General features: G+C 50.2%; 26 protein-coding genes and 1 tRNA gene. 17 read left to right on the top strand and 10 right to left on the bottom strand.

Translation table 11 applies throughout. The features are described 5' to 3' along the window. Positions 1-44 precede the first annotated feature (44 nt). On the top strand, positions 45-1142 hold the full coding sequence (ychF, locus tag NeNHUV3_RS05440; RefSeq protein WP_391483008.1) for a redox-regulated ATPase YchF: 1098 nt from the start codon (positions 45-47) through the stop codon (positions 1140-1142). Here the strand turns inward: ychF and NeNHUV3_RS05435 are convergent. Next, entirely contained in the window at positions 1139-2074 is a 936-nt protein-coding gene (locus tag NeNHUV3_RS05435; RefSeq protein WP_391483006.1) for a carbohydrate kinase, read from the bottom strand. The genes ychF and NeNHUV3_RS05435 overlap by 4 nt on opposite strands. Positions 2075-2259: 185 nt before the next feature. Here NeNHUV3_RS05435 and NeNHUV3_RS05430 point away from each other — a divergent pair. The 4 genes from NeNHUV3_RS05430 to NeNHUV3_RS05415 all read left to right on the top strand — a co-directional run bounded on the left by NeNHUV3_RS05430 (position 2260) and on the right by NeNHUV3_RS05415 (position 5839). Then, positions 2260-2349: transfer RNA gene (locus tag NeNHUV3_RS05430), tRNA-Ser, on the top strand. A 254-nt stretch (positions 2350-2603) separates the two neighbouring features. Then, positions 2604-4034 (top strand): hypothetical protein, encoded by a 1431-nt coding sequence (locus NeNHUV3_RS05425; RefSeq protein WP_391483005.1) that lies wholly within the window; start codon positions 2604-2606, stop codon positions 4032-4034. A 413-nt stretch (positions 4035-4447) separates the two neighbouring features. Then, on the top strand, positions 4448-4813 hold the full coding sequence (locus NeNHUV3_RS05420; RefSeq protein WP_391483003.1) for a hypothetical protein: 366 nt from the start codon (positions 4448-4450) through the stop codon (positions 4811-4813). A gap of 189 nt (positions 4814-5002) precedes the next feature. Further along, positions 5003-5839: a hypothetical protein gene (locus tag NeNHUV3_RS05415; RefSeq protein WP_391483001.1), complete on the top strand. Its 837-nt coding sequence runs from the start codon at positions 5003-5005 to the stop codon at positions 5837-5839. Positions 5840-6065: 226 nt separating this feature from the next. On the opposite strand, the gene NeNHUV3_RS05410 is transcribed toward NeNHUV3_RS05415, so the two are convergent. Beyond that, complete coding sequence (locus NeNHUV3_RS05410) at positions 6066-6266, bottom strand: hypothetical protein (protein ID WP_391482999.1); 201 nt, start codon at positions 6264-6266, stop codon at positions 6066-6068. Between the two features lie 1230 nt (positions 6267-7496). On the opposite strand from NeNHUV3_RS05410, the gene NeNHUV3_RS05405 reads away from it, so the two are divergent. From NeNHUV3_RS05405 to NeNHUV3_RS05385, 5 genes are read left to right on the top strand one after another with little or no spacing between them, the layout of a single operon-like run. Then, on the top strand, positions 7497-8156 hold the full coding sequence (locus NeNHUV3_RS05405; protein WP_391482997.1) for a recombinase family protein: 660 nt from the start codon (positions 7497-7499) through the stop codon (positions 8154-8156). Between the two features lie 54 nt (positions 8157-8210). Next, positions 8211-8330 carry a helix-turn-helix domain-containing protein gene (locus NeNHUV3_RS05400; protein WP_391482995.1) on the top strand — a complete coding sequence of 40 codons (120 nt, stop codon included), beginning with the start codon at positions 8211-8213 and terminating at the stop codon, positions 8328-8330. Positions 8331-8381: 51 nt separating this feature from the next. After that, positions 8382-9911 carry a peptidoglycan-binding protein gene (locus NeNHUV3_RS05395; RefSeq protein ID WP_391482993.1) on the top strand — a complete coding sequence of 510 codons (1530 nt, stop codon included), beginning with the start codon at positions 8382-8384 and terminating at the stop codon, positions 9909-9911. A 49-nt stretch (positions 9912-9960) separates the two neighbouring features. Next, positions 9961-10608, top strand: a complete 648-nt coding sequence (locus tag NeNHUV3_RS05390) for a hypothetical protein (protein WP_391482991.1) — start codon at positions 9961-9963, stop codon at positions 10606-10608. A gap of 34 nt (positions 10609-10642) precedes the next feature. Beyond that, complete coding sequence (locus NeNHUV3_RS05385) at positions 10643-10957, top strand: recombinase family protein (RefSeq protein ID WP_391482990.1); 315 nt, start codon at positions 10643-10645, stop codon at positions 10955-10957. Positions 10958-10961: 4 nt separating this feature from the next. Here the strand turns inward: NeNHUV3_RS05385 and NeNHUV3_RS05380 are convergent, their stop codons facing one another. Both NeNHUV3_RS05380 and NeNHUV3_RS05375 read right to left on the bottom strand, forming a co-directional pair. Continuing rightward, complete coding sequence (locus NeNHUV3_RS05380) at positions 10962-12284, bottom strand: hypothetical protein (RefSeq protein WP_391482988.1); 1323 nt, start codon at positions 12282-12284, stop codon at positions 10962-10964. 746 nt (positions 12285-13030) lie between these two features. Further along, positions 13031-13582: a hypothetical protein gene (locus tag NeNHUV3_RS05375; protein WP_391482987.1), complete on the bottom strand. Its 552-nt coding sequence runs from the start codon at positions 13580-13582 to the stop codon at positions 13031-13033. 160 nt (positions 13583-13742) lie between these two features. On the opposite strand from NeNHUV3_RS05375, the gene NeNHUV3_RS05370 reads away from it, so the two are divergent. Next, positions 13743-14240 carry a hypothetical protein gene (locus tag NeNHUV3_RS05370; protein WP_391482986.1) on the top strand — a complete coding sequence of 166 codons (498 nt, stop codon included), beginning with the start codon at positions 13743-13745 and terminating at the stop codon, positions 14238-14240. 142 nt (positions 14241-14382) lie between these two features. On the opposite strand, the gene NeNHUV3_RS05365 is transcribed toward NeNHUV3_RS05370, so the two are convergent. From NeNHUV3_RS05365 to NeNHUV3_RS05350, 4 genes are all read right to left on the bottom strand, one after another. Then, on the bottom strand, positions 14383-15867 hold the full coding sequence (locus NeNHUV3_RS05365; protein ID WP_391482984.1) for a tyrosine-type recombinase/integrase: 1485 nt from the start codon (positions 15865-15867) through the stop codon (positions 14383-14385). 183 nt (positions 15868-16050) lie between these two features. Continuing rightward, the gene (locus NeNHUV3_RS05360) at positions 16051-17484 is read right to left on the bottom strand and encodes a DUF6880 family protein (RefSeq protein WP_391482982.1); all 1434 of its coding nucleotides are present in this window, start codon (positions 17482-17484) and stop codon (positions 16051-16053) included. Positions 17485-17532: 48 nt separating this feature from the next. Continuing rightward, on the bottom strand, positions 17533-17925 hold the full coding sequence (locus NeNHUV3_RS05355; protein ID WP_391482980.1) for a DUF4149 domain-containing protein: 393 nt from the start codon (positions 17923-17925) through the stop codon (positions 17533-17535). A gap of 59 nt (positions 17926-17984) precedes the next feature. Continuing rightward, on the bottom strand, positions 17985-18377 hold the full coding sequence (locus NeNHUV3_RS05350) for a dihydroneopterin aldolase (protein WP_391482979.1): 393 nt from the start codon (positions 18375-18377) through the stop codon (positions 17985-17987). A gap of 137 nt (positions 18378-18514) precedes the next feature. On the opposite strand from NeNHUV3_RS05350, the gene NeNHUV3_RS05345 reads away from it, so the two are divergent. Next, complete coding sequence (locus NeNHUV3_RS05345; protein ID WP_391482977.1) at positions 18515-19840, top strand: Y-family DNA polymerase; 1326 nt, start codon at positions 18515-18517, stop codon at positions 19838-19840. A 37-nt stretch (positions 19841-19877) separates the two neighbouring features. Here NeNHUV3_RS05345 and NeNHUV3_RS05340 read toward each other — a convergent pair whose 3' ends face one another. After that, complete coding sequence (locus tag NeNHUV3_RS05340) at positions 19878-20192, bottom strand: hypothetical protein (protein WP_391482975.1); 315 nt, start codon at positions 20190-20192, stop codon at positions 19878-19880. 198 nt (positions 20193-20390) lie between these two features. On the opposite strand from NeNHUV3_RS05340, the gene NeNHUV3_RS05335 reads away from it, so the two are divergent. The 5 genes from NeNHUV3_RS05335 (at position 20391) to NeNHUV3_RS05315 (ending at position 25400) form a co-directional block, all read left to right on the top strand. After that, positions 20391-21632 carry an FAD-binding domain-containing protein gene (locus tag NeNHUV3_RS05335; protein ID WP_391482973.1) on the top strand — a complete coding sequence of 414 codons (1242 nt, stop codon included), beginning with the start codon at positions 20391-20393 and terminating at the stop codon, positions 21630-21632. A 248-nt stretch (positions 21633-21880) separates the two neighbouring features. Next, positions 21881-22990 carry a TauD/TfdA family dioxygenase gene (locus tag NeNHUV3_RS05330; protein WP_391482972.1) on the top strand — a complete coding sequence of 370 codons (1110 nt, stop codon included), beginning with the start codon at positions 21881-21883 and terminating at the stop codon, positions 22988-22990. 82 nt (positions 22991-23072) lie between these two features. After that, positions 23073-23726 (top strand): SAF domain-containing protein, encoded by a 654-nt coding sequence (locus NeNHUV3_RS05325; protein ID WP_391482970.1) that lies wholly within the window; start codon positions 23073-23075, stop codon positions 23724-23726. Further along, positions 23660-24442, top strand: a complete 783-nt coding sequence (locus tag NeNHUV3_RS05320) for a LysR substrate-binding domain-containing protein (protein ID WP_391483172.1) — start codon at positions 23660-23662, stop codon at positions 24440-24442. The genes NeNHUV3_RS05325 and NeNHUV3_RS05320 overlap by 67 nt, the downstream gene beginning before the upstream one ends. Positions 24443-24542: 100 nt before the next feature. Continuing rightward, the gene (locus NeNHUV3_RS05315; protein WP_391482968.1) at positions 24543-25400 is read left to right on the top strand and encodes a fumarylacetoacetate hydrolase family protein; all 858 of its coding nucleotides are present in this window, start codon (positions 24543-24545) and stop codon (positions 25398-25400) included. Between the two features lie 102 nt (positions 25401-25502). On the opposite strand, the gene NeNHUV3_RS05310 is transcribed toward NeNHUV3_RS05315, so the two are convergent. Beyond that, positions 25503-26465, bottom strand: a complete 963-nt coding sequence (locus NeNHUV3_RS05310) for an ABC transporter substrate-binding protein (protein ID WP_048599368.1) — start codon at positions 26463-26465, stop codon at positions 25503-25505. Between the last annotated feature and the right edge of the window lie 96 nt (positions 26466-26561).

Below are 26561 nucleotides of genomic sequence, written 5' to 3'. Positions count from 1 at the left end.
TTGCGGGGTAAGCCGCTTTCAACTGTGACATGAGGAGCGCCGCTATGGGCTTTAAGATGGGTATTGTTGGATTGCCGAACGTCGGGAAATCCACACTTTTTAATGCGTTGACCAAAACGGCTGCGGCTCAGGCTGCGAACTTCCCGTTTTGTACGATTGAGCCGAACGTGGGTGAAGTTGGGGTGCCCGATGCACGCCTTGATAAGCTTGCCGCGATTGCCAGCTCCAAGGAAATCATTCCGACCCGTATGACCTTTGTGGACATCGCCGGTTTGGTGAAAGGTGCCTCAAAAGGTGAGGGGTTGGGCAACCAGTTCTTGGCCAACATCCGTGAAGTTGACGCGATTGCCCATGTGCTGCGCTGTTTTGAGGACGGTGACGTGACCCACGTTGAAGGGCGCGTTGATCCGGTGGCGGATGCAGAAACTATTGAGACAGAACTTATGCTTGCCGATATGGAAAGCATTGAGAAACGCCTGCAGAACATCACCCGAAAAGTGCGTGGCGGTGATAAAGAAGCCGTCCAGCAAGAGCGCCTTCTGAAAGTCGCGGCAGAGTGTCTTGAAAACGGAAAACCACTGCGTGTGGTTGAGGTGGATGAAGACGATGCAAAAGCATGGAAGCTGTTGCAGTTGCTGACCACAAAACCTGTGCTTTATGTATGTAATGTGGGCGAGGCCGAGAGTGTTGAGGGCAACGCCCACTCTGCCAAAGTGGCCGAAATGGCAGCTGCCCAAGGTAACAGCCATGTCGTTATTTCAGCCCAGATTGAGGAAGAAATCAGCCAGCTTGACGCAGATGAAGCGGCGATGTTCCTTGACGAAATGGGGCTTGCCGAAGCGGGTCTCGACCGTCTGATCCGCGCGGGCTACGAGTTACTGCACCTTGAGACATATTTCACAGTCGGCCCAAAAGAAGCGCGCGCGTGGACCATCAAAGCGGGTACATCAGCGCCCAAAGCGGCTGGCGTTATCCACGGCGACTTCGAGAAAGGGTTCATTCGCGCCGAGACAATCGCCTATGACGACTTTGTCGCCTTAGGTGGGGAACAGCCCTGTAAAGAAGCAGGCAAGATGCGCGCTGAAGGGAAGGGCTACACCGTCAAAGACGGCGATGTCCTTCACTTCTTGTTTAACACTTAAGCTTTCAATTCATCGCGCCAAGGCGGGTTTGCCCCTTGGCGCGTTACCGTAATTGCCGCGACTGATGCGGCGAACAGCGCAGCTTCGCGTGCTTGCTCTGCGCTTAGGTTAGCAATTTTTTCAGGCGCCAGCAGGTCATTATCTTCAAGATTGGCCAAGAACCCTGCGTTGAACGAGTCTCCCGCGCCAACAGTATCGGCCACGGTGACTTTTTGTGCTGCGACAGTAACAGGCGCATCGGCCCCCTTGAGGTAGATCAAGGCGCCATCACCGCCTCGGGTAATGATCACAACTGATGGACCGCGTCCGAGCAGCGCGCGCGCTTTTTCTTCAAGGCTGGCGTCACTTTGGTCGATCCAGTCAAGATCTTCGTCAGACACCTTCACGATATCGACCCGTTCAAAAGCATCGGTCAAAACTGCGCGGTACTGCATCTCATCGGCAATAAAAGCGGGCCGGATGTTTGGGTCAATCATGACCACGCGGCCTTCGGAGTTTTGCGCCAGCGTCTCAAGATAGAATTCCTGACAGGGCAGGGTAGCAAGGCTAATGCCGCCAAAATACAGAGCGTGGCATTCTTTGGGCAATGTCACAGCGTCCGCACGCGTCAACATCCGGCCAGCTGTGTTTTCGTCGTAGAAGGCGTAGCTTGCATGACCGTTAACCAGCTTCACAAACGCCAAAGTCGTGGGCAGGTCTGATCGCATCAGATGATCGGTTGCGACATTGCTGTGCTCAAGGCCTTGTACCAACTGTTCGCCGAACAGGTCATTTGAAATGCCGGACACCAATGCACATTCAATCCCGAGGCGGCCCATTGCGACGGCCGTGTTGAAAACTGCACCACCACTGCGCGGCACATAGCTGCTTTCGCCGTTTGCCAGTGTTTCTGGAACCATATCGATCAGCGCTTCGCCGCAACAAATTATCATGACACATCCTGTTAATTGCTTGCGGCTAAGTAGCTTGCTTTTACAGGTAGGGTCAAAGCGTAAACGCAGTATCATAAGGGCAAGGTTGTAGCATGCGGCCCGCGCCCGTGAAATTCTGCACGCAGTAACGATAATCTGGCAATTACCTCTTGTTTCCCCCCCCCCCTGCCGCTAGGACGGTCAGCGGAGACGTGGCCGAGTGGTCGAAGGCGCTCCCCTGCTAAGGGAGTAGGCCCGGAAGGGTCTCGAGGGTTCGAATCCCTTCGTCTCCGCCATACACCATTATTATGTTTATTTTCAGTGACTTAGAGATGGTGTCGGACTGATTTGTACCCAGTTTGTACCCAGGTTTAGGTGTTTGGATGCTTGCTGCAGTAGCTGCTTAAGCAATGCCGTTTTACCTTTAGCAGCACCCTTCTTGCTTCAGCGCCAACGTATCGCCCTGAGCTTTTCCCGTGCTTGGAGATTCGCTAATGTCCCAGCATATCCACTCTTCATCATTCGATTAGATAACTTGGGAGGTCCCCAAATGAAGCGCTTCAAGCCTCAATACCTTCCACATAACCAAGGTGCCCATCAGTTAGTCGAAGCGCTGGCTGCGGAACTAGACCTCAAGCCCAGCGAGGCTCACAAGACTATACTGGCATCGTTCTTATTCTGTGTGCAGGAGGCTGGTGTAGGAGCGTCCATTATCTGGTCTGGCGGTAGTACGAGCCAAGACACGGTAGGCTACTCGTTTTATCCAGCTACAGGCGCACAGACGGTACGGACGGTACGAGCTAAGCTTGTTGATGCGGGCTACATCACTAATCACGATGATCTACCCTCTGGTCTGGGAGGTATGACAAATAGAGAAGCACGGGATGTTACTGGTACTGCTCCTACTGAGCGTGTGAAGCAACCCAACACATACCGCATTGAAGCTAAGCCACTGCTTGAAGGGCTGGAGTCGGCATCAGCTATGTTTCTGGATGCTCAGCGCCCCTATGTGCTGGTTAACAAGCCCGAAGCTTACACTGATAAGGTTAAGCGTAAGGCAGATAGGCTCAAGACACCTAAGCTATCGTACCAAGCTGTCTACAAAGGGAAGCAGGGTAGAGCGGCAACGGCTGCACAGAAAGCTGTGCGTGAGATGAATGGCTACTGGGCGCAACACCCTTTAACTCTGCCAGCTACAAACAGTGAGCCAGCTAAGCTCTTTGCCTGCGCTACTCGCATCTTTCACGACGGCAGTCTTGCAAGTGGTGGTAGATGGTATGGTGGCTATACACAGATCAAGTCAGAGCAGCGCCTTCACATGCGCATAGATGATGAACCTATCTGCGAGATAGACCTGAACGGAAGCCAGCCAACCTTACTGAGCGCCCTGCTAGGAGTGCCTATGAATGTTGGGGATACTTGGACAGACGTGTACGACACTGTAGCCCAACGCCTTCAAGCTGATGAGGAGCATACGCTTCTACGTAAGATGGTGAAGCAGGTGATAGTAGAGATGCTTGGGACAGGTAACTACAAGCGTACTGGCCCTGCGGATACTGACCCGCCTGAGAAGCCATTAGTGTTTGATGATGTACAGCTATTCTTTGATACGGATTACTCTAAGCAGATGTATCTAACTATACAGCGGGAGGCCCTAGAGGTGTTTCCTGCTTTGAAGCAGTTAAACAAGAAGTACGTGAACGCTACAGGGTATCTCTCTTTCCACGAGTCAGAGATATTAACCCAGACATTGTTAACTCTCAAAGACGCAGGAGTTCCTGCATACGGTGTCCACGACTGTGTGATTGTAAGGAAGCGAGATGTGGATTTAGGAGTACAGACATACCGTCAGGTTATTCGTGACTACGTAGTTAGGCACCAACGGGAACAGAAACACCCGTGTCTTAACATTGAAGTAAGTGTCACAATTGAAGAAGCAGGTAAGGATAAAGTTAGACTACCTGGTCGCTACCTTTATTAAGACTGAGTAAGAGTTAGGGTCAGGCTGAGGGCCTGCCCATCCCTGTAAAGAAAGCTCTTTGTATTACATAATAGTCGTATCCTAAATAGTCGTTTATATACATACACTTAAGTTACATTAATCTTCAGCTTAAGTGGAGCTTTCCCTTGACATTTGTACCGTTCTGAGTAAAACTATACACATCTAGAAGGCTACCCTTGCCACGTGCTTCAAGGCCCCTTCTGACACCCCCCTCACATCTACAAACGAAGGAGTACCTTCATGTCTAAACACACCCCCCGTGTATTCTCAGACTTCATGTCTCTGAGGCAAGCAGACCCATCCAAGTTCTACGAACTGACTACGCAACGCAGGATGTATAACAGCCACAAACGGCTAGGCAGTGCAGCGTTCTTTGATCAGGCACACAAGCGGTGAACCTGTTTCACTTACTTGATCGTGGTGAAGAGCGGCTGGCTACTGGTGATGCAGACTTCACAGAGCGCACAGCTACTGTAGAGGCTATCCTCAAAGCTGTAGGTGCATTGCCTTACCGCAGGGCTAGCTTAAACAAAGAGCTTCACCAGCTAGTCGCTGCGTCCGTTGTAGCTGCACATGAAGCTGATGATACCATCGACATAACCACACGAAGAGCAGGTACACTGCACCAGTACGGCTACTCCACGAAGCTCATCCAGTACTTGGACAAGGCTGTGGCAGCAGAGTTGCTGAGTTCACAATCTCACCGTGCAGAAGGGCGTTTGCGTGTAGGCGATACCATCAGCACATACCTAGCGTAACAGTCGTACACTTACGATTACTGGTTAACAAATGTATGTATTATCGTTTTATATTAAATACTTAACTACCTGACGGCACTCACTGTCCCTGTCTCCTCCTGTGTAGCAAAAAGCTAAGAGCCGTCTGTTTACGGTTTCAGCAGGAGAGAGCGAAAACCAATCATCCCAACCATATAAAGGAGCAAGCCAATGTCCTCTGGCTTAATGAAACCCACGCCCAAAGAAGACGATCTGTTGAACAGCATCAGACGTGCATTCGGTCCAGCATCTTCTACACCACTAACCCTAGATCAGAAGCTAAAGGGCTTGAGCGAGAACGAACTAAACCTTGTCCTCACAACTGCGCAGCTAGTTAAGATGATAACTGGAATGCGTGTAGGTAAAGCAGAACCTTATTTGCAGGTGGTCAATCGTACATACCCACGCCTGAACTCACGCATACGTTCCATCATTGCAGAGGTCTTGCAGGATGCAGACCCTATCTCAGAAGAAGAAATAGCAGCACCAGTAGGCAAGTCCCGTGATGCTATCGTGGATGACTTTTACTCTCAGTGGGACCAGCAACAACCTGCAAGCGAAGCCAGTGTAGAGACACAGCAGGAACCTGAGACAGACAACGATGACTTCCTTGCAAGGCTCACACAAAGCGAGAGCAGTGGTAACAGCCAAGCAGAGATCACGATCAAGGATGGCAGGAAGTTCGTTGGTAAACTGCAGTTCGGTAAAGCTCGTTTGGCGGACTACAAGAAAGCTACTGGCTCTTCGTTCACACAGGATGAGTTCCAAGCCGATGAAGCCCTACAAGACGAGGTGGCGCAATGGCACTTCAAGGACATCGACAAAGCTATTGATGCACTAGGTGATGCAGCCAAAGGCTATAACCGTGACGGGCTACGCTCTGTTGCACATCTGGGCGGTAAGGGCGGTATGCGTCAGTTCGTTAAGTCAGGCGGAAAGTATAACCCATCAGACGAGCTAGGCACTTCCCTCAAGGACTACTACGACAAGTTCTCTGGCAAGACATGATACCCACATGGAAGGTGATTTGAAGCAAGTTTAAGGTTCGCAATGTTCCGTTTTGCACAACTTTATAGCTTCGCCAAAAGGCCATTATGGCTTGAATGATTTTGGGGCGTGGGTACGCTGGTTGGAGCAGCGGTCATTATAGCTAATTTGACCGTGACCCGTCGTGCAGCATTTTGCAACGTGATCTCACACACCAATCTGACGAAACTGTAGAACATTAGGTTTACTAATTGCTGCGAAATTTCATCTTAGAAAAATCAACCCCAGTGTTGCCTCGACGCTCTTTTACGTTAACGCCATGCCATACCACTTTGTTGTTATCCTTACAGTAATCATCAATTAAATCAGTTATTCCTTTTTCTTCGGCTGCAGCTTCAGTGTAGGAATCCACGTCAATGTCGATAACGATGGTTGCTCTGAGTTTCATGTCTTTATTCTCCTAATATAACCAATTGTAGTACTGGCCCGTAGACGGATTATTTTTTAGTGTCTCTTCTCTCTTTCAACTCCACCCCGCTCCAAACTATGTTTCGATTGGATGCCACATATTGTGCCAAAAATTGCTTTATTCTTTGGTCTTCTGCTGCTGCGTCCACATAATTTTCGACGTCGAAATCAATTATAGCTGTTGCTCGAATCTTCATAATTCACCCTCTTTTCCCGTGAATCTTCGCTAATTAATTAAACTACAAACAGATAGTTAATGCAATAGTGGAGAACTCAATTAGCTTTTTGCAGGGCGCCAAGCTGATAATTAAGTCTATTTTTAAGATCGCCTGACTGTCTCACCAAACTATCCTAATAAAGTCTCCCTTATAACAAGGCATCTATGGGAGTGGCTGAGTACGTATATCCCCCATACCCGCCATACCCATGCTGCACCCCCTAAGTTAACCCCCGTTAACATCAGCAGGTAACACCTCCTGCGAACACGTAACCAGTACAGCTATGCTGTCAGGGTCACCTTAAAACGTGGGGTTAAACACCCTCAGTCCTGACTTGGCAGTTTCTAATCACTGTTCGGGGGCCGTGTCTGTTTACAGCTATCCCTTATCCCCCTTGTCCACTTCCACTAGCACCCACCACCCCCTCATCATCATGCAGATCAAGCGGAGGTTCACGCATGTATCACTCACCAATCACCGTACCCGAAACACACCCTGACTATCCCACTGTCTATGCCGATCATAAGTATCGGGTTATCGTCTGTGTGGATCGCATCCAGTACATCTTGCAGAAGCGGAAAGGTAAGCAGTGGCACAACCAGAGTTATCTGTCTGAGTGGGAACCACTGTGTCGTCACAATCCACACCTGCCATTACCCAGTGCATCACCTATGTTGTTGTCCCACGAGATAGCCCGTCAGAGGCGTTGTGGGCGGTATGAGGGCGAGGTCTAGTTCTTTCGTATCCATACCCCAATCATAGCTTCTAATCTTCCTGTCATACCTGTGTTGGTAACAATGTGATCCAATCCAGAAGTACATCCGTATATACTGTATTCTAACTTCCCTGTTAGAACGCTACCTAAAGGGCTAGACGCCTCCACATCACGTCTGGCCCTTTTTCTTAGCTTACACTGTACAAGATGAACCACCGTTGACATTGTGTATAGCCTTTGAGTAAGACCAAAAGTAGGCAGCGGAGAGGGACCCACAGTGAAGCAGTTCGTTATCTACACTCGTGTCAGTACGAAGTCGCAGGGGGACAGCGGGCTTGGCTTGGAAACTCAGGAACGGGACATCAGGCTGTACCTAGCAAACTATGCGGAACCGCAGCATGAGCTTATCGGGACTTTCTGTGATGTAGAGAGTGGAACCAAAGCTGATCGCCCTCAGCTACAAGAAGCACTTGAACTAGTCAGAAGAAAACAGGCTACACTTCTTGTGGCTAAGTTGGACCGTTTATCCCGCAAGGTCTCTTTCATTGCCACGTTAATGGATGACAAGAAGGTAGACTTCAAAGTCGCTTCAATGCCGACAGCAGATAAAGTGATGCTGCACATCTATGCTGTACTCAGTGAGGCTGAGCGTGACTTCATCAGCACTAGAACAAAGGCTGCATTACAAGAAGCTAAAGCACGGGGTGTGAAGCTTGGAGGGAACAGACCTAACAACCAAGCACGGCATGACGCTGTTAAAGGGCTGGCTGATCAGATGGCACTGAAAGTTTCTCAGCTAATCAAGGACAACCGAAAGATGGGGCGCTCATATAGGTATATTGCAGAACATTTGAATGATCTGGATGTTGCTACAGCGAAAGGTGGTAAGTGGTATGCTTCAACTGTTCGCAACTATGATCAGAGATTGAGTGTTTGAAGCTAATACTTTACCGTATTTTGCTAGTCCAACACTGCACGTGCAAAGACTGACATGGTTAAGCTTGCATTAGAGGACGGCGTAAGCAAACCTCAGATATGTAATGACTTGGGGATCAGCAGGACAAGTCTGTACAGGATTACTGCTGACAGCAAGCACAAGGCTCAAGCATGAAAGCGTTCAGGGTGATGGGTTTATATGTCCAGGCAAAGAATAGGGGTAAAGATGGATATCTTTGATGAGTGCAAATCTAGGCTTTCTTATTCCAAAGGCTTGGCCCTGGTTTCATTCGTTTTTTGTTTCAGCTGCCTTTTGCCATCCCAGATAAAGGCTCAAAGTGTGAGTTCTTACTCTGACGCACTAGTCTGCACCTTAGCGGTGAAGGTATCCAATGGAACAAAAAGATGGGGTACAACGTCGTCAGCCCGTGTTTTTAGGGCAGAGGCTAGGAAGAGAGGCATCAACTGCAAAGTGCCAAAAGCGCAAACCCGAACTACAGTGTTAAGTAAGCGTTTTGCTAGCCTTACCAAAGAAGACAGACTTCAAGTACAGACAAACCTTGCTCACAAAGGACTCTACACATCCAGCGTTGATGGCCTCTATGGTGTCTCAACTCGTGCTGCGTTGAAAGCATACAATAAAGAGTACCGAGCAAATAAGAGCCTTAAGGACAAAACTAATGTTGATGGTCTGCTCACCAGTATTCTAAAGGATGCCTTTGATGAGGAGGCGCAAAACAAAACAGTAAGGCAAGCGCCAGAGGTAGAGGTTTTAACGCCAGAGCCTAAACCGAAGACGACTACAAAAGGCATAACGCAGTTACTGGCGCTGTATGAGGCTAAAGAGTATGCGGAAGCATTCTCTGTTGCACAACGGCTGGCAGCACAAGGTAATGACAAAGCGCAGTTCATCTTGGGCAAGTTATACGCTGATGGCAGGGGAACTATCCAAGTTAGAACTATTGCGCACATGTGGTTCAATATAGCCTCTATGAATGGTAGCGGTGAAGCATATGAACAACGGGACAAGATTGCAGGTTTGATGAGTCCTAATGCAGTTGAGGAAGCGCAGGAATTAGCCCTACAATGTATTCAAAGTAAGTATTCTGATTGTGGGCTTGCCTTTAAGCCAGAGCAAGAGCAGCCAGCCGCTATTACAATCAAAGATGGCGCAGTACTAGGAAGCCTGTTTAAGGCTCAAACAATTCTTCGGCGTAAGCAACTCCAATACGCACTTAAGAAGTTGGGGCTATATAGCAGCACCGTTGATGGTCTATGGGGTAGTGGCACGAGCAGAGCCTTCACCAACTACATCCAGATTAATGATCTCAATGTAAGGTCAGACGAAGAAGTATTTACTTCCGTCTTGAGTAAAGTTGACGTTCCCAGCTTCTTTGCTGCGCCAAAAAGAAAAGTGGTTAAACGGCAACCTACTAAGCCCAAAATAACACCTAACACATCAGGGCTAACTGCTATTATCGGCAATCCAACATTACCCGCTACCCAAGCTATCGCTATCTGCCGACCTCAAGCTCGGCAAGCTGAGCGGCAAGCGGAGCGCTCATATCGCCCAATAGATTTTGGCTCCTCAGCAAACTGCTCAGGTTTTGGCAACAGCATTAACTGTAACATTTCAAAGGACTCAGGTGGGTTTTTGGGCGGTTTTGCTGATGGTCTAGCTAAAAGCAGAGCAGGTAAAGACGCTAAGAAAGCAGCAATGTCGTCTTGCTTAGCACAGTATGGTTGGAGAGAATGATCAGCATTAATGGCCAACCTCCTAAATCTTGCAAATGCCCATTCTCTAGATGTCAGTTAGTGTTGAAAACGCTGGCAATCATCGCAAATCCATAATCTGTGGGATGAAGTTACGGATGCGCAATGTCTCTCTGGCCCTCATTATAACCCTACAATCTTCGTCAGCATTTGCTTTGGAACCAGGTTGGTGTGTGCATGAGGATAAGCAAAATAGGCTACAGTCTTTGGCTTATTCTTTCGATGTGGAGTTTGATGGCATTAGCTGTGCGAGATACATGAAGCCAGTATTTGAGATCAAACAAACAGCACCGAATACCTGTGTCTTCCAGTGGTGGCTAAACATACAGGATATTACCATACCTGGTGTATCCTTTGAAGCTAACCATCAGATGGACCACCTTTTAGTAAAGCTTAGCCAAACTGAATTGGAGCAATCCTATTGCTATCAAGGTGTTGACAGTAGTTATCAGTACAAAGGCGAAGACCTAATTTACCAAACGTTTAGTTCTTGTGGCGATGATGGTGACCCAGTTTATTCTGACTGGGTCCTGCTAGAGCAGCATTTGTCCGATTTAGAATACGTCAGATTTAACGACCATAATCGTGTTTTCGACAATGGCTTATTCTTGCAGCGAGAAAACCTCTATCAAGCTTATATCCGCTTTCAGGAGGAAACAGGCTGTCCAGCGATGTTTTAGTAAGTCGTACCATTGCGCTCTAAATTAGATACAGATGCGATCCGTGACTTTAGGCATGGGTGGCACCGCCGTTGATACTTCCAACGCTACAGGCAAGTTGATCCTGAATGTCATGTCATCTGTCTCACAGTTTGAGCGTGAGATGATGCTGGAGAGGCAGCGTGAAGGCATCGCTAAGGCTAAAGCTGAGGGGAAATACAAAGGACGAAAGCCTACAGCACGTGCAAAGACTGACATGGTTAAGCTTGCATTGGAGAAGGGCGTGAGTAAGGCTCAGATTTGTAGGGACTTAGAGATCAGCAAGACAAGCCTGTATAGGATTATTGCGAGTATGACAGACGAAGCCTGACAGCCTAATCCTCTTCATCCAATTCGGCACTGCGTTGATCTATCTTGGGAGCAGGTTTCTGCCACGCTTTAAGGTTCTGACCAATACGAGCATAAAAGTCAGGTACTGCTCGTTCTAGGTCGACGATAAAGTTTTGCTGCTGAGCGAACCTCGCCCCCAAGCTCTTGGATAGAAATACCTTAAATGAATGAGCCTGCAGGTGTTGCTTTCCCTCTTCAATTACCGACGGTTCTTCCAACAATGCAGTCAAAGAATGCACAGATGGCTTACTAGAACCAGGCCAGTAGGATGTAATGAACACATCTTCTGGCGTTATATTCTTAACTTGCCTTAGCAACCAGTTCAGTCGTGCAGTGCTAGATTTCTTGTCTGTTGGCGCTTCTACTGTCATACCAACTTCAACAACTCGTCGTTGTAAATCAGCCCGAATTTCAAGAGTGGATGCCGCCCCTGGAACGCTAAGTTCACCACTTAACTCGTTCAAATCGCACAGGCGTTTTACCTCCGCTTTATAACGTTCATCGGGTTGCTTACGCCACTTCACAGGCAAGCGCTCAGTAACACTTTCCTTCACTTCTCTTGTGAGGAGAAGGGACAAATCACGCATCTCTTGCTGCCAAGCACGAACAGAAGCGTCTGCAAGCGGGTTCTTCATTGTCAGTACGCCACCCGCAGAAACAAGTTTGTTAATTTCTCCCCATTCAGGCGGCATCCTATCGAACCCTTTAACGCCAGTACTCTCGTGACTTAGAAAACGCTTTAGTTCTTTGAGCAGCATAATCTGTTCAACATCAGTTAAGTCATCATCGGACAACAGAAGGTCAATCTCAGTTGCGATAGCTAGCCAAGACCAGTGTATGACAAGTGTTTTAGATTTAGAGTTTGTAACTTGCTGTATTGGATGAACGTCAGGCTTGTAGGTGAATTGGTTGCTAATCGTGAGGAGCGCATCAATCTTATTCTCTTTTGCTATGCTTCGGTATTCTTCAATCTGGTCTGCTTCTAAAGCGGCGTTACCGATCTTGGCCTCGACCAAGCACCTCCAGGTGGTTCGCCCAGTGTGCAATTCCAACAAACCATCAGGTCTTGCTTTATGAGCCTTTCCCGATGTCTTGAATACAATCTCAGTAAAACATGAGAGACGTGATCTCTGACCTACTCGCTGGTTAAACGGCTTGAAGATTGACTGAGCTAGAGCAGGAACACTCTGCATTACAGCTAGTAAAATAGACGTGGCACGACCTTCCTTGGAGGTGAGTGACAATACAGGAAATAACCGTGTTGGCTCACCTTGGATAAGGAATGGTGGCAAGTCATTATCAATCATAGCTATTCTCCTAATTCACGGTGAAAGTTACGTATGGCACCCTAGTTGTCAAATCAGTGAGGTTCCGTGCAAGCTGGCTCAATACGAGAATACTCATTTTGACTGCAAAATAGATACTGAGATGGATAACCCTCTAAACCCTGCCAATGCCCACAAGCAACGTTGCCCTAGATGTCAGTCACCGCTGAACACTGTTGTCGTACACGGGCATGAGCAGTGTGCTGTTTGTAAGTCCAACATCTTTGAGTGCTGCTCAGGGGATACTTATGACACTGACTACAATCTCAGTGTTGGGTATAAGAGAGAATGAGCGAGAACACATAGTTGCTGCTTATGGTAAAATGTATACAATCTCCAAAATGGCTAAGATTAGTTAGCTCGAATTAACGTTCTTGATGGGAGCAGCGAAGCGATATGACGTGTAGGGTAGTAATCGTCCTAACTCTACTTTGTTGTTTAGCAGCTTGCACAAAAAGTACTTATAAACTCGACCCTGAAAGTAGTCAGAGCTTGTCCTTCTCATATGGCTATTGCGAAGCAGTTTCTAATTACACCGCACAGCAAAACAATGGGGCAGCTCTTGAGTTCACAGCACTCAACGGACATGAAAGGGCATATTCGACTGGGGCTTTCGCAGCACGACAAGATATTCGACTAGAGAAATACAAAAGTTTAAGCGCTATAAACTCTATCTGTAAAAACTTACACATGACGTCGTACTAAATAAGCTCTGTCAGTTCAGTGCCTTAGCTACAAGCCTTCTTAGTAGCGTTGTACGCAGCAGTAAAACCTATCAAGGAAAACACGTCCTTAGAAACAGTGCCACGTGAAGATCGGCTAGTAACTGAGAAATCAGCACCAGCCTTGAACTTTGATATGAGAGTTTTCTCATCTTCGATAGATGGATAGGCCCAGCCTCTACCTTCACTATTCTGTGCGATCATCAAATAGTCATCACCTTTGATAGATAAATTGAACGCTTTATCTTCGTCGAATGTGTATTCACCGCCAGTAAAAGATAGCTCTCCATCTTTAGACGCCCCATCACTGCGAAACACTACGTAAAATAGGGTCTCTTTACCTCTGTCGACATCAGTGACCACCTTACCATTACGCTCATGCACTGTCTTTCCTCTGACAGGTATAGCTGTCATCCAACACTCAGCTGGGTCCTTCGCCTTAATCGCTACCCAATCGTCAAACTCGCCAATCGGCTCTAGGTATGTTTCTGCTAAAGCTGTTGAAGCGCATATCGTCATAGCAACGCTAATAGAAAGTAACTTCTTCATCATTTGCATCCATACCGCTCCTATTTAACTCTTTACCCAAGTGGTATCTGACCAATCAAAATGTTGTCAACTAACCTCCCTTTAGATAGGTGAGAATATGCTTAATTGGTTTCCATTTGTATGTGATGTTACGAAACAGACCTCAAATCACTAGGTTGCCAAACAAAAGATGACTAACAAGATTTCACTAGATTTCCAGAACAAACATGGCAAGCTCGTTGAAGCTGCCAAAGAAGCCTGTGTCGAAATAGCGGCTCTTGCAACACACGAGAGTGTAGTACCTGACTTGGTTGATGACTATGCTCGGCAGCTTGAAGCTACCCACTGCGATCATTCGCTGACCAACGAAGAGCGCAGAGAGTTAAGCCATTTCATTATGTCTCCTAGAGTCATTAGTCTAATGGATGTCGATCAGCTTGATAGAAGACTGCTAGACGGAAAGCATAAGCAAGCATACTTTTTGTGGGGTCATATCAAGTCACGATGCGTCGTCGGTGACGAGCTTGTGATTAGCCAGTCAAATTACGTGAAGTGGTGCGGAGGTGACGGGAGGGCGCAGATGAAAGCTCTGAATACCTTAATTGGGTTCAGCGCAATTACAGTCGTACAAGAGGGCAAGAACGGCCCAGACGTTTGGCAACCAGCGGTCTATAGAAGAGAACTGTGAACTGCTCTTGAAGTAAGCAACCACACCTATGCCAATCTCGTTCAAGCCAATCTACCAGCCATACAACGATGCAGCACGGGTGGTTGTGGCGGACTTGGCTGAGGTGCTGGGGTTAAGCCTGTGTGGTAAACGCTTATCCCAACTAAATGGCGTCTCTGATTGAGGGGAGTGAAATCGCCTCAATGCTATTTATTCGATCTTGCAGTACGGATAGCGACGCCTTTTTGATGTAGGTTTTCGCTGTTTCAGTTCTCCCCACAGTCTCTGAACTGTGGCCCACCACATGAGCTACCTCTAGCTCACTATAGCCAGCCTCAAACAATCTAGTACTCATGCCGTGACGAAAACTGTGATGACTGAGCGTTCCCGCATCTTCGGATATGTCATGCTTTTTTAGTAAGTAGGTGTCGCTGAACCTATTAAACGCCTTGTTGAACTCAGATTTCGTAGGCGACACCCAGTTAAATCCAGAACCTATGTTCGGTAAGCTCTCGCCTTCTTTAAGCCATTCCAGCAGGTGATTGTGAAGCGGTACATTCCGTTTTGAGCTAGCTGTTTTCCCATCTTTAATCTCGAAACAAAGAAGGCCATCCACATCTTTTAGGTGGCACTCATATAACTCGCTGCTCCGCATTCCCGTGTAGTAGCTCACCCCAACGTTGATTAGGGTGTCCTTACGCTTTTTTGCTGCGGCTTCTCGGGCCAGTACTTCTGCGTGTTGTGGGGAGTAGCTGGCTTTAGCCTTAGCTGGTTTGAAGCCCTTAAGGGTTGCGTTGGCAAAGGGACTAACACTATCCGTCGCAAGCCGTCCTTCCTCCATTGCTATTGCATAGATTTGTTTAAGCTTACCAATCTCAGCGGAGAACGTGTTTTTAGGAACATTGGCATCACGGGCATATCTTACATACTGCTTTACGTGATTAGGGGTGACTTTGTTGAGAGGCACGTCGTCCTGCTCAAGCCACGCTAAGAACTTCTTCGTTGCTGTGTTAATCTTGGCTGTGTCTTTCTTGGCTCTGTGATCAGCCTCATATTCAGAAATGAGAAGTGCGGCAGCAGATAACAAGGTAGCTTCGTAGGGGTGCGGGTCTGGGAAGAGTTTCTGATCTTCTTTGTTTTCAGCCCTATCATAGGCTTTCATCCTTGCGTTGTGTCGAGCTTGGACCGCAGCTTTAGATCGTTGATCTGGTCGATTATCGCCAAACTCCATGCTCTCCACGAAGACTTCTTCTTCAATATCTCTTGGCAATGATGGCGCATCGGGGTGCGCTGGGTCCATCGTGGGTATGAGTTGGCTGTCACCGAGTAATGACAGTTGCTCTATAGCTTGGAAGTATTCGCCTTCTTCGGTGAGTGTGGTGATTTCTTTGGCTGGTAATGGCTCTAAAGAATTACTTGCCTCACTCCATACTAGCCCCATTTCAGGCAGCCGCTTATGAAGAAGCCCCAGCGCCGTATACAAATCGGGTGTGCGTAGGCTCTCCTTGACGTTCTTTCGGTTTGGATACTGTGCAATGTATCGCCGAAACCAAGGCAAACGCTTCATCCAAGGCTTAATATGGAACTGCAGATAGTACTGCTTTCCACCATTCTTGCTAAGGCAAGCTTGCTCAAGAGAACTACTCATTATACAAACGTACCCAGTTTGTACCCAGTTCCGCAAGGCTTAAACGCCAAGTATTGTTGATATTATTGCGCTATATAATCAATGGCAGAAACTCCCTTCGTCTCCGCCATACCTCATATCATTTTGGCGTATAACTTTGGTGCTGCTGGTTCGGTGGTCCGGCGGATTAGCCGTAGAGCCATACTACCTACGTTCGTATTTCTCCCAGAACGACGATCTGCTTGAATGATCGGTTCGCAAAGTCGCGACATAGCTTTCGTGCGTTGGTAAATCACCATAGTCCGAGATGTCGTTGCTGAGCATTTCGCAATCGCGCAAATGGTTAGCGATATGACCGTAACGTGATGTGCGGCCTTCAATGAGTGCGAAATCGATCATTGCGCGTAACAATACTGTGGCCGCTAACGGGTACTTTTGATGCAAGGTGTCTGCTGCGCTGTTCAAAAATTCATAGTCGTCGCCATCGAATTCATCCGCCCGCGCGATGACTAACTGCGCTGCTGTGTGCAGATCGGGCCAGGTTAGGCAGAAGTGCAACGCGTGTGGGGCGTCGGGGTAAGCTAACACAACCTGTCTCGCGCGGTCTTCGGCCTCTACATCGTCAAAATCCGGCAGCGCCTTCATGAAGTTGCGCAGATGGTCACCGCTGAGCCGCGTCTCAAAACACGCCCATCGGTGTGTCTGCGCATCTGTCTTTCGGTCCAGTTTCAACAACGCTGCGATATAGGCGCTGTCCCAAGCATCTTGAGCAGACGGGTCAAATTCGGTGTTGGCATTTGTCAGGATTTCCAGCGCTTCTTCCGGCTGACTGTCGGTAAGTTTGAGGGTCGCAACTTCGGCTGCAACGGATTTCCGCCGCAGGTCTGCCGCTGTGAACTGTGCAATATACCCTTCTGTGTCACCGCTAAGTTCTGCAATTTCTTGGAGGGATTTCTGAACAAGCGCCTCGCGTTGTGACGTGCGGTAGTCACTGCCGCCTCTTAGGTCACGCAAAAAGGCAAATGCCTCGTGATCAGGCGCGGTTTGTTCATTGGAGGTTTCTGCAAATTGCACGATCCGTTCTTTGAGGGCGGCAAGACCGTCTGTGCCCAATGTCTCGGCGAGCAGGCCAATGATATCGTCCCACTCGCCGTAGATATTATCAGAAACTGCTGCCCAAACACGGTCGGCAAGCGCTATGCTGTCGATCTGTGTGCGGGGGCCAATGTCTTCGAAATGTTGAAGAGCTTCGTGAAATGCGGTGGCAATATCACCACGGCGGTCGTCTGCCCGCGCATAAATCGAGGGCGCGAGTTCGATGAACTGCCACAAAAGATCGAACGCCGTGTCCGGGTCATCCGGCGAGATTTTGTCAACGATCATTGCGACTTGAGTATTAAGGTCCGCCACAAGGGACTTGCGCTTGCGCCAACTCACGCGCGCTTTGGATTTACGAATTGCGGCAAGGCGCTTGCGAACGTCATGGGCTAACTCAGACGCGCCAAGGTTATGGCTTAACTCCATGCGCAGTCGCCGTTTGATATCCGCACTTCCCGTGCTGATTTCCATTAAAAGCTCGGCAAGGCGATCAGCGCCGAGTGCTGTCAAATTAGCTGCGTTAAGAGTTTTCTTGGACATGGCGGGCGGTGAACTTTCGACGGCTTTGGGGGAGTGGCGGCTATGATTTTACGATCCGAGAAGCACAAGCGCCCATCCCGCAAGCCCCAGTTGGACCAGCTGAATGATAACCGATAATCCGTGCAGCCATTTGAAAGTAGCCTCATCATCACGGTCTGTTGCCGCGTTGATCTGGGGCATCAGTATTTGGCGCGCATAGACTGTACTTAGGCAAATAATGGCGAGCAAAGCCGCAGCGATACCAGAACTCATAAATGCTGCGGCAGCGCACAGAGCGGACAGCACAATGATCACCAAATAATAGTATGGAAATGTCCCACGCAAAAGTGGGCGCACTTGTCCAATCGGAAGCTGTTTAAAGAGCACCGGTGCGAAGCCAAAACTGAAAAACGTCATGCCGCCGAATAAAACAGCACTTAGCAACAGAGTTACGATATCCACTTGAAGCCTCTCTTTCTGAACAACTGTTGAATGTTGATCTAACGTTCAACGCCGGTCCGTCACTTTGAATTACGAATATTCGCTAAATTATCTTCGTTTAGGGTAAGCCGCAGGCCAAGCGTGCCGCTTTGTTCTAATACCGGAAATTTACGCAGGTAGATCTCGGCGCTTTTGATGTCAGGGTAGAATGCACAAATCGCTGCAATCTCGGTGATCAGCCACTCCTGCGTCGCACGGTGGCCGGTACCCGCCACGTCATGGATTGCTGCGACCATCGGATCATAGTCAAATACATGGGCCATATCATCCTTCGGGATCAGAACTTGGCTTGCGTCAATGGATAACACCAGATCAAGCAAATGATGGTCTGGCACAACATCCTCAGGGCCGTATGTTCCAATCTGTGTAGGCAAAATCATATCGCGTAATTCAATTGTGCTGGTCGCCGGCATATCTGGTTTGAACCTCGCAAAAGCATTTCGGTAACATGCAGGTAGCAGGATCGGAGGACGGGGCAACGTCCGGCCACTGGGCAATGCGAGTACGGGTATTATCTTTGGCTGTGGCCGGCTTGAAAGGAAGGTTGAAAATGTCAGAAAATCTGCGCCTTCCTGAGCGGCTGTATCTGGATTTTGACAGCTTTTTTGCTTCGGCTGAACAGCATTTTAACCCCGCACTACGCGGCAAGCCCATAGGTGTTGTTGCGTTGGATTCCGCTCATACGGGCTGCATCGCCGTCAGTCGCGAAGCCAAGGCGATGGGCGTGAAAAACAACATGCCAGCACGCGATGCACGGGCTGTGGTGCCTGATATGATATTCGTTGTGGCGCGCCATGATGTTTATGTGCGGTTGCACAACCGCATTCTTGAGGCGATCGAAACTGTTGTGCCGATCCAAGACGTCAGATCAATTGATGAGGTTGTCTGCGCTTTGTTGCCAAGTGAAGCGCGGCAGTGTTTGGCGCTGGCGGCAAGAATTAAGGCAGCCTTGGCGCAGGAATTCAGCCCTGTTTTGACCTGTTCAATTGGGATGGCCCCGACAGAGCTTTTGGCAAAAATCGCAGCGGAACGGGATAAACCAAATGGCACGCTTTTGTTGGATTTGGATATGCTGCCTGATACGCTGGCCGATCTCAAGTTGACCAAGTTGTCGGGTGTCGGTGACGGTATGATTGCCCGACTGGCCGCGGCGGGGGTTACAGATTTTGTGGGGCTTTGGCACCTTGCGCCGAAACAAGCGCGCGCAATTTGGGGCAACGTTGAAGGTGAGCGGTTTTTACAAGAACTGCACGGCACACACGCCCCGCGCGCCCAGACACGCAAGCGCATGTTTGGACACAGCCGTGTGCTGCCGCGTGAATGGCGCAGCCCTGACAAAGTAGAAGATTGCGCACGACAACTGCTGGCAGGTGCGGCGCGGCGGTTGCGGCGCACAGATCTGCGCGCGTCAAGGCTGACCCTTTCCATGCGAAGTCAACGCTTACGCTCAACCCGTGCAAAAAGCGCTCAGGCGCAACGTTGGAATTGGGAAGGGCAGTTTGCCCCATCGCGTGACGATAACAGCTTTCGCAAAACCCTTGCCCAAGGTTTGGCTGAGGCACGCCGGACGATGCCATTCAGCCCCCACGCTGTCTCAGTCATGCTGCACGGGCTGGACGCGGAAGCGGATTTAACAGGTGACCTGTTTGATACGCTTTCCAACGATGCGGATGATCGCACACGGTGGGAAACGATTAGTGAAACGATGGATCAAATGCGGTCACGATTTGGCGGAAAAGCATTGTCACTCGGGGTGCAGGAGACTGTTCCGGGCGGATACGTCGGCGGTAAAATCGCATTCGGGCGGATACCAGAGGCGGGGGATTTTGAGGCACCCATAGGTGACGATGGTGACACGCATTTCTGTAGTTTTTGAGGGCTGAAAACAGGCGCGCTTTTTGTGCCTCAGAAACTTAACTCAACTTGCCGCGCCAAACTAAGGACTGTTTGTTCAACGCATTCAGATCAGCCGTTCCGTCAATGATATCGCTGCATAGACTTACGGCTTGCATCGCTTGTGCCCGGGTTAAGTGTTTGTAGGCTGGGCGCGCCAAATGGTCGTACCAGACGCCACCACATACGGCATCCAGCACAATACGCTGAAAACAGTGATCGTTTCTGACGGGCCAATGGCGGTGGGTTGTCCGCGCTAACTCTGGCATCGTTTCCTTTGTCAGCACGGCATAGTGTGCCACAAGGTCAGCGGTTTTTGGTTCAATCTGTGTCATGCTATGCCTTTCAATTATTTGGTAAGCTAGAGCGACGTGATCTTTGGCAACATCCGACTTTGGTTTGATCTTCTCTCGACGCAGGCGGAATTGCCGCTAACTGAATGTCCCATGAAGCGGCCTGATAAGCGTCTATTACGACAGTGGCGTGGGGCGTTTTTTGCAGCATTTTACGTTCAACGGCGCGGGGTCAGAAACATGAAAACAAAAGATCTGATCGCTGAGTTGGCCGCGCGTTTTGAGCAGCCAGACTTTACGCCAACGCGGCAGGCAGGATTGGCGCGGCTGGCGGCCTTTAGCGACCGTGCGGGTGATGTCTACGATCGATGCCGTAACTATGATTTGGGTCCGGAATGCCGTGCAAATGTCTCGGCGCTGTCACCTTGGATAAGACACCGCTTGATCACGGAGACCGAGGTTTTAGAGGCGGCACTTCGCGTGCATGATTTCAAAAAAGCTGAACGGTTTGTGCATGAAGTTTTTTGGCGAACCTATTTCAAAGGATGGCTTGAACAGCATCCGACGGTCTGGCCGGCGTACCAAGCGGGGTTACGCAGGCAGATCAAAAGCCTCGAAAAAGATCGGCGTTTGGCCGCGCAGTACAGCGAGGCGATAGCAGGTGAGACGGGGATTGATTGCTTTGACGCATGGGCCGAAGAACTGGTTACGACCGGCTATCTGCATAACCACGCGCGCATGTGGTTCGCGTCAATCTGGATTTTCACTTTGCGCCTGCCTTGGGAGTTGGGCGCAGATTTCTTTCTGCGGCATTTGATAGACGGCGATCCCGCATCGAACACTTTGGCTTGGCGTTGGGTTGCGGGCATTCAAACCAAGGGGCGGCCCTACATCGCGCGTGTTTCAAATATTTCCAAATTTACCAACAGACGGTTTTGTCCGACCCACCAGATCACCACGAACGTCACGCCGATTAAAGATGCGAGTGATCATTTGCGCAAACGGCTTCCGGATGCGGTGCCGCCAAAAGATATCCGGAATGAGTTTCTGCTGGTGGTCACAGAAGATGATATGCAGATTGCAGACGTGCTGCCTCATGCGCCTGTGGCAACGATAGGGGCGCTCGCAACGACAGGCAGATCACCCTTGCCTGTAGCAGAGTTAGCGCAACGCTTTGCGTCAGGCGCGATGCAGGACGCCTGTGGTGGCGCTGTGATCATCAATCAGGACGCATGGGCAAACGAAATCATTAAGGCTTGTGAGCGGCACCAAACAAAAACGGTGGTTACAGGATATGCGCCCATCGGGCCGACCGCGACCGCGCTTACAGAAGCACATCCTGATCTGACAGCAGCGGGTATTAACCTTATTCAAGTGCGCCGCCCGTTTGATACAATCGCTTGGCCTCACGCAACCAAGGGATTTTTTGCGATGAAAAAAGCGGTACCGTCCGTTTTGGAAAAACTTGGTACTACTCACTGATCAAGTACACATCTGTTATTGCGGGGTTTTTTCGTCAGCGTCGCTAGAGTGGCCATTCAAGAATTTCTTTGACCGTATCGCTGTTCGTGCTCTAGTCGAGTGGTAGCATTTCGGGAGGAGCCATGTGCGCTGTGTTGGGAAGATGTCTGGGCCACCCGCACGGTAAGGCTCAGGAGTGGTGGCCACCCCCCTGTTAGGTGAGCGTCTATTTTCAGTTTTCTGACATCACATTCTCATCGGAGATACCTATGACACCGAACCTTACATCTGGGGCCGAGAGCCTTGAGATATCTTGGCCTGACGGCACCGTCGGCCAGTTTCCGTATATTTGGCTGCGTGACAGCGACCCTTCCGGCTTTCACGCCAAAACAGGCGAGCGTGACTTTGACCTTACCAGCGTGCCGCTTGATCTTGCGCCGCATGAGGCTGAAATCACCGCCGATGCCTTGATCCTGACATGGACGTCAGGGGCGGCGCCAAGTCGATTTGACCTTGATTGGGTCAAGGCCCATCGGCCTGGACAGGTACGTTATGACCCCGCGGATATTGCACCTGTTCCTTGGCGCGCCGAGCTTGGCGACCATGGTGTGCCGCGCAAAGATGCCAGCACACTTATGTCGTCAAATGATGCCCTTGCTGAGTGGCTTGAGCAGACAAAAAGATACGGCCTGTCGATTGTGACTGGCTTGGCCGATGATCCAGAGGCAGGCGAAACAGTTGCGCGCCACATCGGGCATCTGCGCGAGACTAATTTTGGCGTGACTTTTGAGGTCATGTCCAAACCTGACCCGATTAACCTTGCCTACACATCTGATGCGCTGCCTTTACACACTGATCTGACAAATCAAGATGCGCCTCCGGGCTATCAGTTCCTGCACTGCATTGCCAACGAGGCCCAAGGCGGTGGGTCCACATTTTGTGATGGCGCCGCGGTTGCTGAGGATTTGCGGACAGCTGATCCTGGGGCATTTGAGATACTGTCGACCGTATCAGTTCCGTTTCGGTTTCATGACAATGAAACGGACATCCGTTCGCGCAAGCGTGTGATAGAACTTGGGGCCAAAGGTGAAGTTCGCGAAGTTTGTTTTAACGCGCATCTTGCGGATATTCTGGACCTTGATCCAAGCACGATGACCGCGTTCTACCGTGCGTACCGCAAGTTTATGCAAATGACCCGTGATCCCGCTTATGGCATCGCTTTTCGCTTGTGTGGCGGCGAAATGGTGGTTTTTGACAACCGTCGCGTTATGCATGGCCGCGAGGCTTTTGATCCGTCGACAGGCTTTCGCCACCTTCGGGGGTGCTATGTTGATCGTGGTGAATGGGACAGCCGTTTGCGTGTTTTGAAGCGGGGGTAGCAACTATCTTGGGGCGGGCCAGCATTCGCGTTGGTACGTCCCATTTTTCGTATTTGTCTGTGGTTTATCTCTGTAGGGCGGTGTGCTTGAGCGTAAAGGCATGCTCGAGGTGATCTCTTGTTTGCGCGAAGACGGTTCGCAGATCCCCTTTGACATTCGCAAGGGGGTTTGGGTGTGTTTTGAGGCGGACACGGAATACCTCAAAAACTGTTTTGAGGAATACAAAGTCGTCACGGACCCATCAGGGCGCTACATGTGCGAAAGCCGCCGTTGGCATTTGATCGGGTTGGAATTGCCCTATTCTGTAGCAAGCATTGGCATCCGCGGTGAACCAAAAGGTGTCGCGACAGAGTTCCGTGGGGACGTGGCAGCAATCGCCAAGCGCAACCTTAAGGCAGGCGAGGTCTTGGACGGCGAAGGCGGTTATACTGTTTCCGGTGGCCTGCGTCCTGCACCTTTATCGGTTCAGCACGGGTACTTGCCATTGGGTCTTGCGCACAATGTGACGTTAACGCGCGATGTTGTGGAAGGGGCTGCCGTCACGTGGGGCGATGTCAAAATTGACCAGACCACAGACGCGTATCGCCTTCGCAAAGACGTTGAGGCCTTGGCAGTATTGCGCGCGCGGCCAAGCGTCATAACCTCGCTGCTTCGGCAGCCAGCAAACGTATTTCAGAGCTTGAACGTTCCATCGGTGCACCGCTTCTTTATCGACAGCGACGCGGTGTTGAACTGACCCCAGCAGGGCAGGAACTGTTAGAGCACGCCCACAATATCCGGCAGTCCCTTGCTGCAATGGAAGTTAGTATGGGGGCCCATGTGGACGGCACCCAAGGAACCATTCGCGTGGCGGCGAACACCTCATCGATCACGCAGTTTTTGCCCGAAGACCTTGCTGCCTTCGTGCGGGAACATCCCGATTTGCGCATTCAGCTGATTGAGCAAACCAGTGCAGATATTTTGGACGCGGTGCGCTCTGGCGAGACTGAACTTGGCATCTATTCAGGGTTCACGGATGCACCGGGGGAGCAATCTGTGCTCTACAGGCGCGATACGCTTGTCATTGCGGCCCCCTCGGATCACCGGATTGCGGAGTTTAAAAAAGTGACATTTGCAGATGTGCTGAGCGAAGATTTTGTGGCGCTGCAGCAGGGTAGCTCCATCCAGCATCATCTTGAGCGGCAGGCCTATGAGCTGAACAGCCAAATCAGAACACGCGTACAAGTGATGAGTTTCGACGGTGTCCGGCGCATGGTTCAGGCACGTCTGGGCATCGCGATTTTGTCTTTGGGCGCGGTTGAGCCCTACCTTGAGGGGACAGACATTGTGATGATCCCTATTGAAGAAGACTGGGCCCGCCGCGAGCTGCGCATCGCCATGCGCGACCGCGACAGCATTACGGTTCAGTCCCGCGCGCTGTTGAAGTTTCTGGCGCCAAGCGTTGAATGGTAGGACGGGGCCCACTTGCCGTCTTGTCTCCGTGACGTTCTATTGATTACTTTGCCGTAGGCGGGGCATTCATACTGCCAAATCTTATTAAAAGGAGGGCGCAATGAAGCTTGTAAGATACGGTGCCGAAGGTGCGGAAAAGCCCGGGATGCTGGACGCAACTGGCCACGTACGCGACCTGTCTGGTTTGATTGATGATGTGGGGGGAAATGCGCTTTTGCCCGACAGCATCGCACGGTTGGCTGGGATCGATCTGGCAAGCCTGCCGCTTGTTATGGGGACGCCACAAGGAAACCTGCGCCTTGGGGCCTGTGTCGGCGGAATTGGAAAGTTCATCTGTATTGGTTTGAACTACGCAGATCATGCTGCCGAAGCTGGCATGGATATCCCTGCCGAGCCTATAATTTTCAGCAAATGGACCTCTGCTGTTTGTGGCCCGAATGATCCAATTCAGGTGCCGCGTGGCAGTACCAAAACTGATTGGGAAGTTGAGCTGGGCGTCGTGATCGGACAGGGTGGCAACTACATTGATGAAGCCAACGCGATGGACCATGTTGCAGGCTTTTGTGTTATCAACGACGTGTCTGAACGCGATTTCCAACTGAACCGGTCGGGCACATGGGACAAGGGAAAGGGTTGTGACACGTTTGGCCCCACGGGTCCTTGGCTTGTGACGCCTGATGAAATCTCAAACGTGAATGATCTGTCGATGTGGCTTGATGTGGATGGGGTGCGGATGCAGTCGGGCTCAACGTCGACGCTGATTTTCAAAGTTCCGCATCTTATTTCGTATTGTAGTCAGTTCATGAGCCTTCAGCCCGGGGACGTCATCTCAACGGGCACGCCACCCGGTGTTGGCATGGGGCAAAATCCACCGCGCTTTTTGCATGGGGGCGAAACTGTTAGCTTGGGGATTGAGGGATTGGGCCAGCAAACAAACGTGGTGCTGCCGTCCGCTTAGTAGAGCGCTGCGCCGGTGTTGTGGTTCCGCGAGGCATTTCTTGTGCAGGTCAAAAAACTCAGGCGCCACAATATCGTGTGGCGCCTGAGTTACTTTATGAATTTACTTGAAGATCGCGCCAAGCTTTGTGGCTGCACCTTCATTGATCCATGACTTCCATGTGTCTTGGTTGGTTGTCAGGAAGTGCACTGTTGCTTCTTCTGCAGATGCTTTGTTGTCTTTCTGCCATGCCAACAGATTGCTCAGCTCTTGTGTGCCGAACGAGATGTTGCTGACCAACTCAAATACATCTGGGTTACGCTCGGCAAAGTCCGATGTGACAACTGTCAAAACAGGCGCTGCAGGGTAGGCCGAGATTTGCGGTGCAGCGCAATCTTGGGTCTGGTTACACGCGTGAATTTCGGCATCGTAGGGTCCCATGTCGACGGCAACCATGTTGTAACGGCCAAGTACCGCAGTTGGTCCCCAATAGTAGCCGAACCATGGCTCTTGGTTCTCATAGGCTGCAGCCATCGTTGCGGCCAGTGTTTCACCGGAACCGTGGTTGAAGACTTCCATGCCTTTGCCGTCAAAATCGAACGCTTTAACAAGGTTGTCATTCGCAATGCGGCACCCCCAGCCGTCTGGGCAGTTGTGGAAGCGACCGCCAACAAGATCAGGGTTAGCAAGAACGCCCTCGATTGTTGCAAGCTCTGGGTGCGCTGCGACAAGGTAGTCAGGCACCCACCAGTTTTCGCTGCCGCCTTCAGCAAATACGTCTGATGCTTTGACCAGCTTGCCTTCGGCTTCGAGGTCAAAATACGCAGGTGCAGAGTTTACCCAAAGCTCTGGCACGATGTCAGGCTCGTTGTTTTCTGCAAGTGATGTGATCGCGGTGGTGGTTGCGGATGGGACAACAGTGACGTCACATCCGTATCCTTGGACCATCAGGAATTCGGTGATGCGCGTGATGATCTGGCCAGAGGCCCAGTTCATTTCAGCAATGGAGACTTCGCCGCAATCGGCCATAGCGGCCGTAGGCAGGCCAAGTCCTACGAATGCTGTCGCAAGCAGTGTTTTTTTCATGTCTTTGTTCCCGTTGTTAAGCGCCAGACTTTTTTGCAAGTATCTGGTCTGTGAATACGGAGAACTATGACACTGTTTTTTACACACGCAAGATTT

The sequence above is a fragment of the Nereida sp. NH-UV-3 genome (assembly GCF_042939535.1).
Lineage (GTDB): Bacteria > Pseudomonadota > Alphaproteobacteria > Rhodobacterales > Rhodobacteraceae > Nereida > Nereida ignava.
The sequence above is the reverse complement of the archived record's forward strand: the minus strand, read 5'-3'. Positions and strand labels throughout refer to the sequence as shown.

Coding starts and splice junctions, on each gene's coding strand:
- NeNHUV3_RS05380 (WP_391482988.1), bottom strand. CDS start 12,284: ATGATTGATAATGACTTGCCACCATTCCTTATCCAAGGTGAGCCAACA.
- NeNHUV3_RS05395 (WP_391482993.1), top strand. CDS start 8,382: ATGGATATCTTTGATGAGTGCAAATCTAGGCTTTCTTATTCCAAAGGC.
- NeNHUV3_RS05400 (WP_391482995.1), top strand. CDS start 8,211: ATGGTTAAGCTTGCATTAGAGGACGGCGTAAGCAAACCTCAGATATGT.
- NeNHUV3_RS05335 (WP_391482973.1), top strand. CDS start 20,391: ATGAAAACAAAAGATCTGATCGCTGAGTTGGCCGCGCGTTTTGAGCAG.
- NeNHUV3_RS05370 (WP_391482986.1), top strand. CDS start 13,743: ATGACTAACAAGATTTCACTAGATTTCCAGAACAAACATGGCAAGCTC.
- NeNHUV3_RS05310 (WP_048599368.1), bottom strand. CDS start 26,465: ATGAAAAAAACACTGCTTGCGACAGCATTCGTAGGACTTGGCCTGCCT.
- NeNHUV3_RS05435 (WP_391483006.1), bottom strand. CDS start 2,074: ATGATAATTTGTTGCGGCGAAGCGCTGATCGATATGGTTCCAGAAACA.
- NeNHUV3_RS05340 (WP_391482975.1), bottom strand. CDS start 20,192: ATGACACAGATTGAACCAAAAACCGCTGACCTTGTGGCACACTATGCC.
- NeNHUV3_RS05315 (WP_391482968.1), top strand. CDS start 24,543: ATGAAGCTTGTAAGATACGGTGCCGAAGGTGCGGAAAAGCCCGGGATG.
- NeNHUV3_RS05385 (WP_391482990.1), top strand. CDS start 10,643: ATGCGATCCGTGACTTTAGGCATGGGTGGCACCGCCGTTGATACTTCC.
- NeNHUV3_RS05330 (WP_391482972.1), top strand. CDS start 21,881: ATGACACCGAACCTTACATCTGGGGCCGAGAGCCTTGAGATATCTTGG.
- NeNHUV3_RS05375 (WP_391482987.1), bottom strand. CDS start 13,582: ATGCAAATGATGAAGAAGTTACTTTCTATTAGCGTTGCTATGACGATA.
- NeNHUV3_RS05415 (WP_391483001.1), top strand. CDS start 5,003: ATGTCCTCTGGCTTAATGAAACCCACGCCCAAAGAAGACGATCTGTTG.
- NeNHUV3_RS05425 (WP_391483005.1), top strand. CDS start 2,604: ATGAAGCGCTTCAAGCCTCAATACCTTCCACATAACCAAGGTGCCCAT.
- NeNHUV3_RS05345 (WP_391482977.1), top strand. CDS start 18,515: ATGTCAGAAAATCTGCGCCTTCCTGAGCGGCTGTATCTGGATTTTGAC.
- NeNHUV3_RS05350 (WP_391482979.1), bottom strand. CDS start 18,377: ATGCCGGCGACCAGCACAATTGAATTACGCGATATGATTTTGCCTACA.
- ychF (WP_391483008.1), top strand. CDS start 45: ATGGGCTTTAAGATGGGTATTGTTGGATTGCCGAACGTCGGGAAATCC.
- NeNHUV3_RS05365 (WP_391482984.1), bottom strand. CDS start 15,867: ATGAGTAGTTCTCTTGAGCAAGCTTGCCTTAGCAAGAATGGTGGAAAG.
- NeNHUV3_RS05390 (WP_391482991.1), top strand. CDS start 9,961: ATGTCAGTTAGTGTTGAAAACGCTGGCAATCATCGCAAATCCATAATC.
- NeNHUV3_RS05410 (WP_391482999.1), bottom strand. CDS start 6,266: ATGAAACTCAGAGCAACCATCGTTATCGACATTGACGTGGATTCCTAC.
- NeNHUV3_RS05360 (WP_391482982.1), bottom strand. CDS start 17,484: ATGTCCAAGAAAACTCTTAACGCAGCTAATTTGACAGCACTCGGCGCT.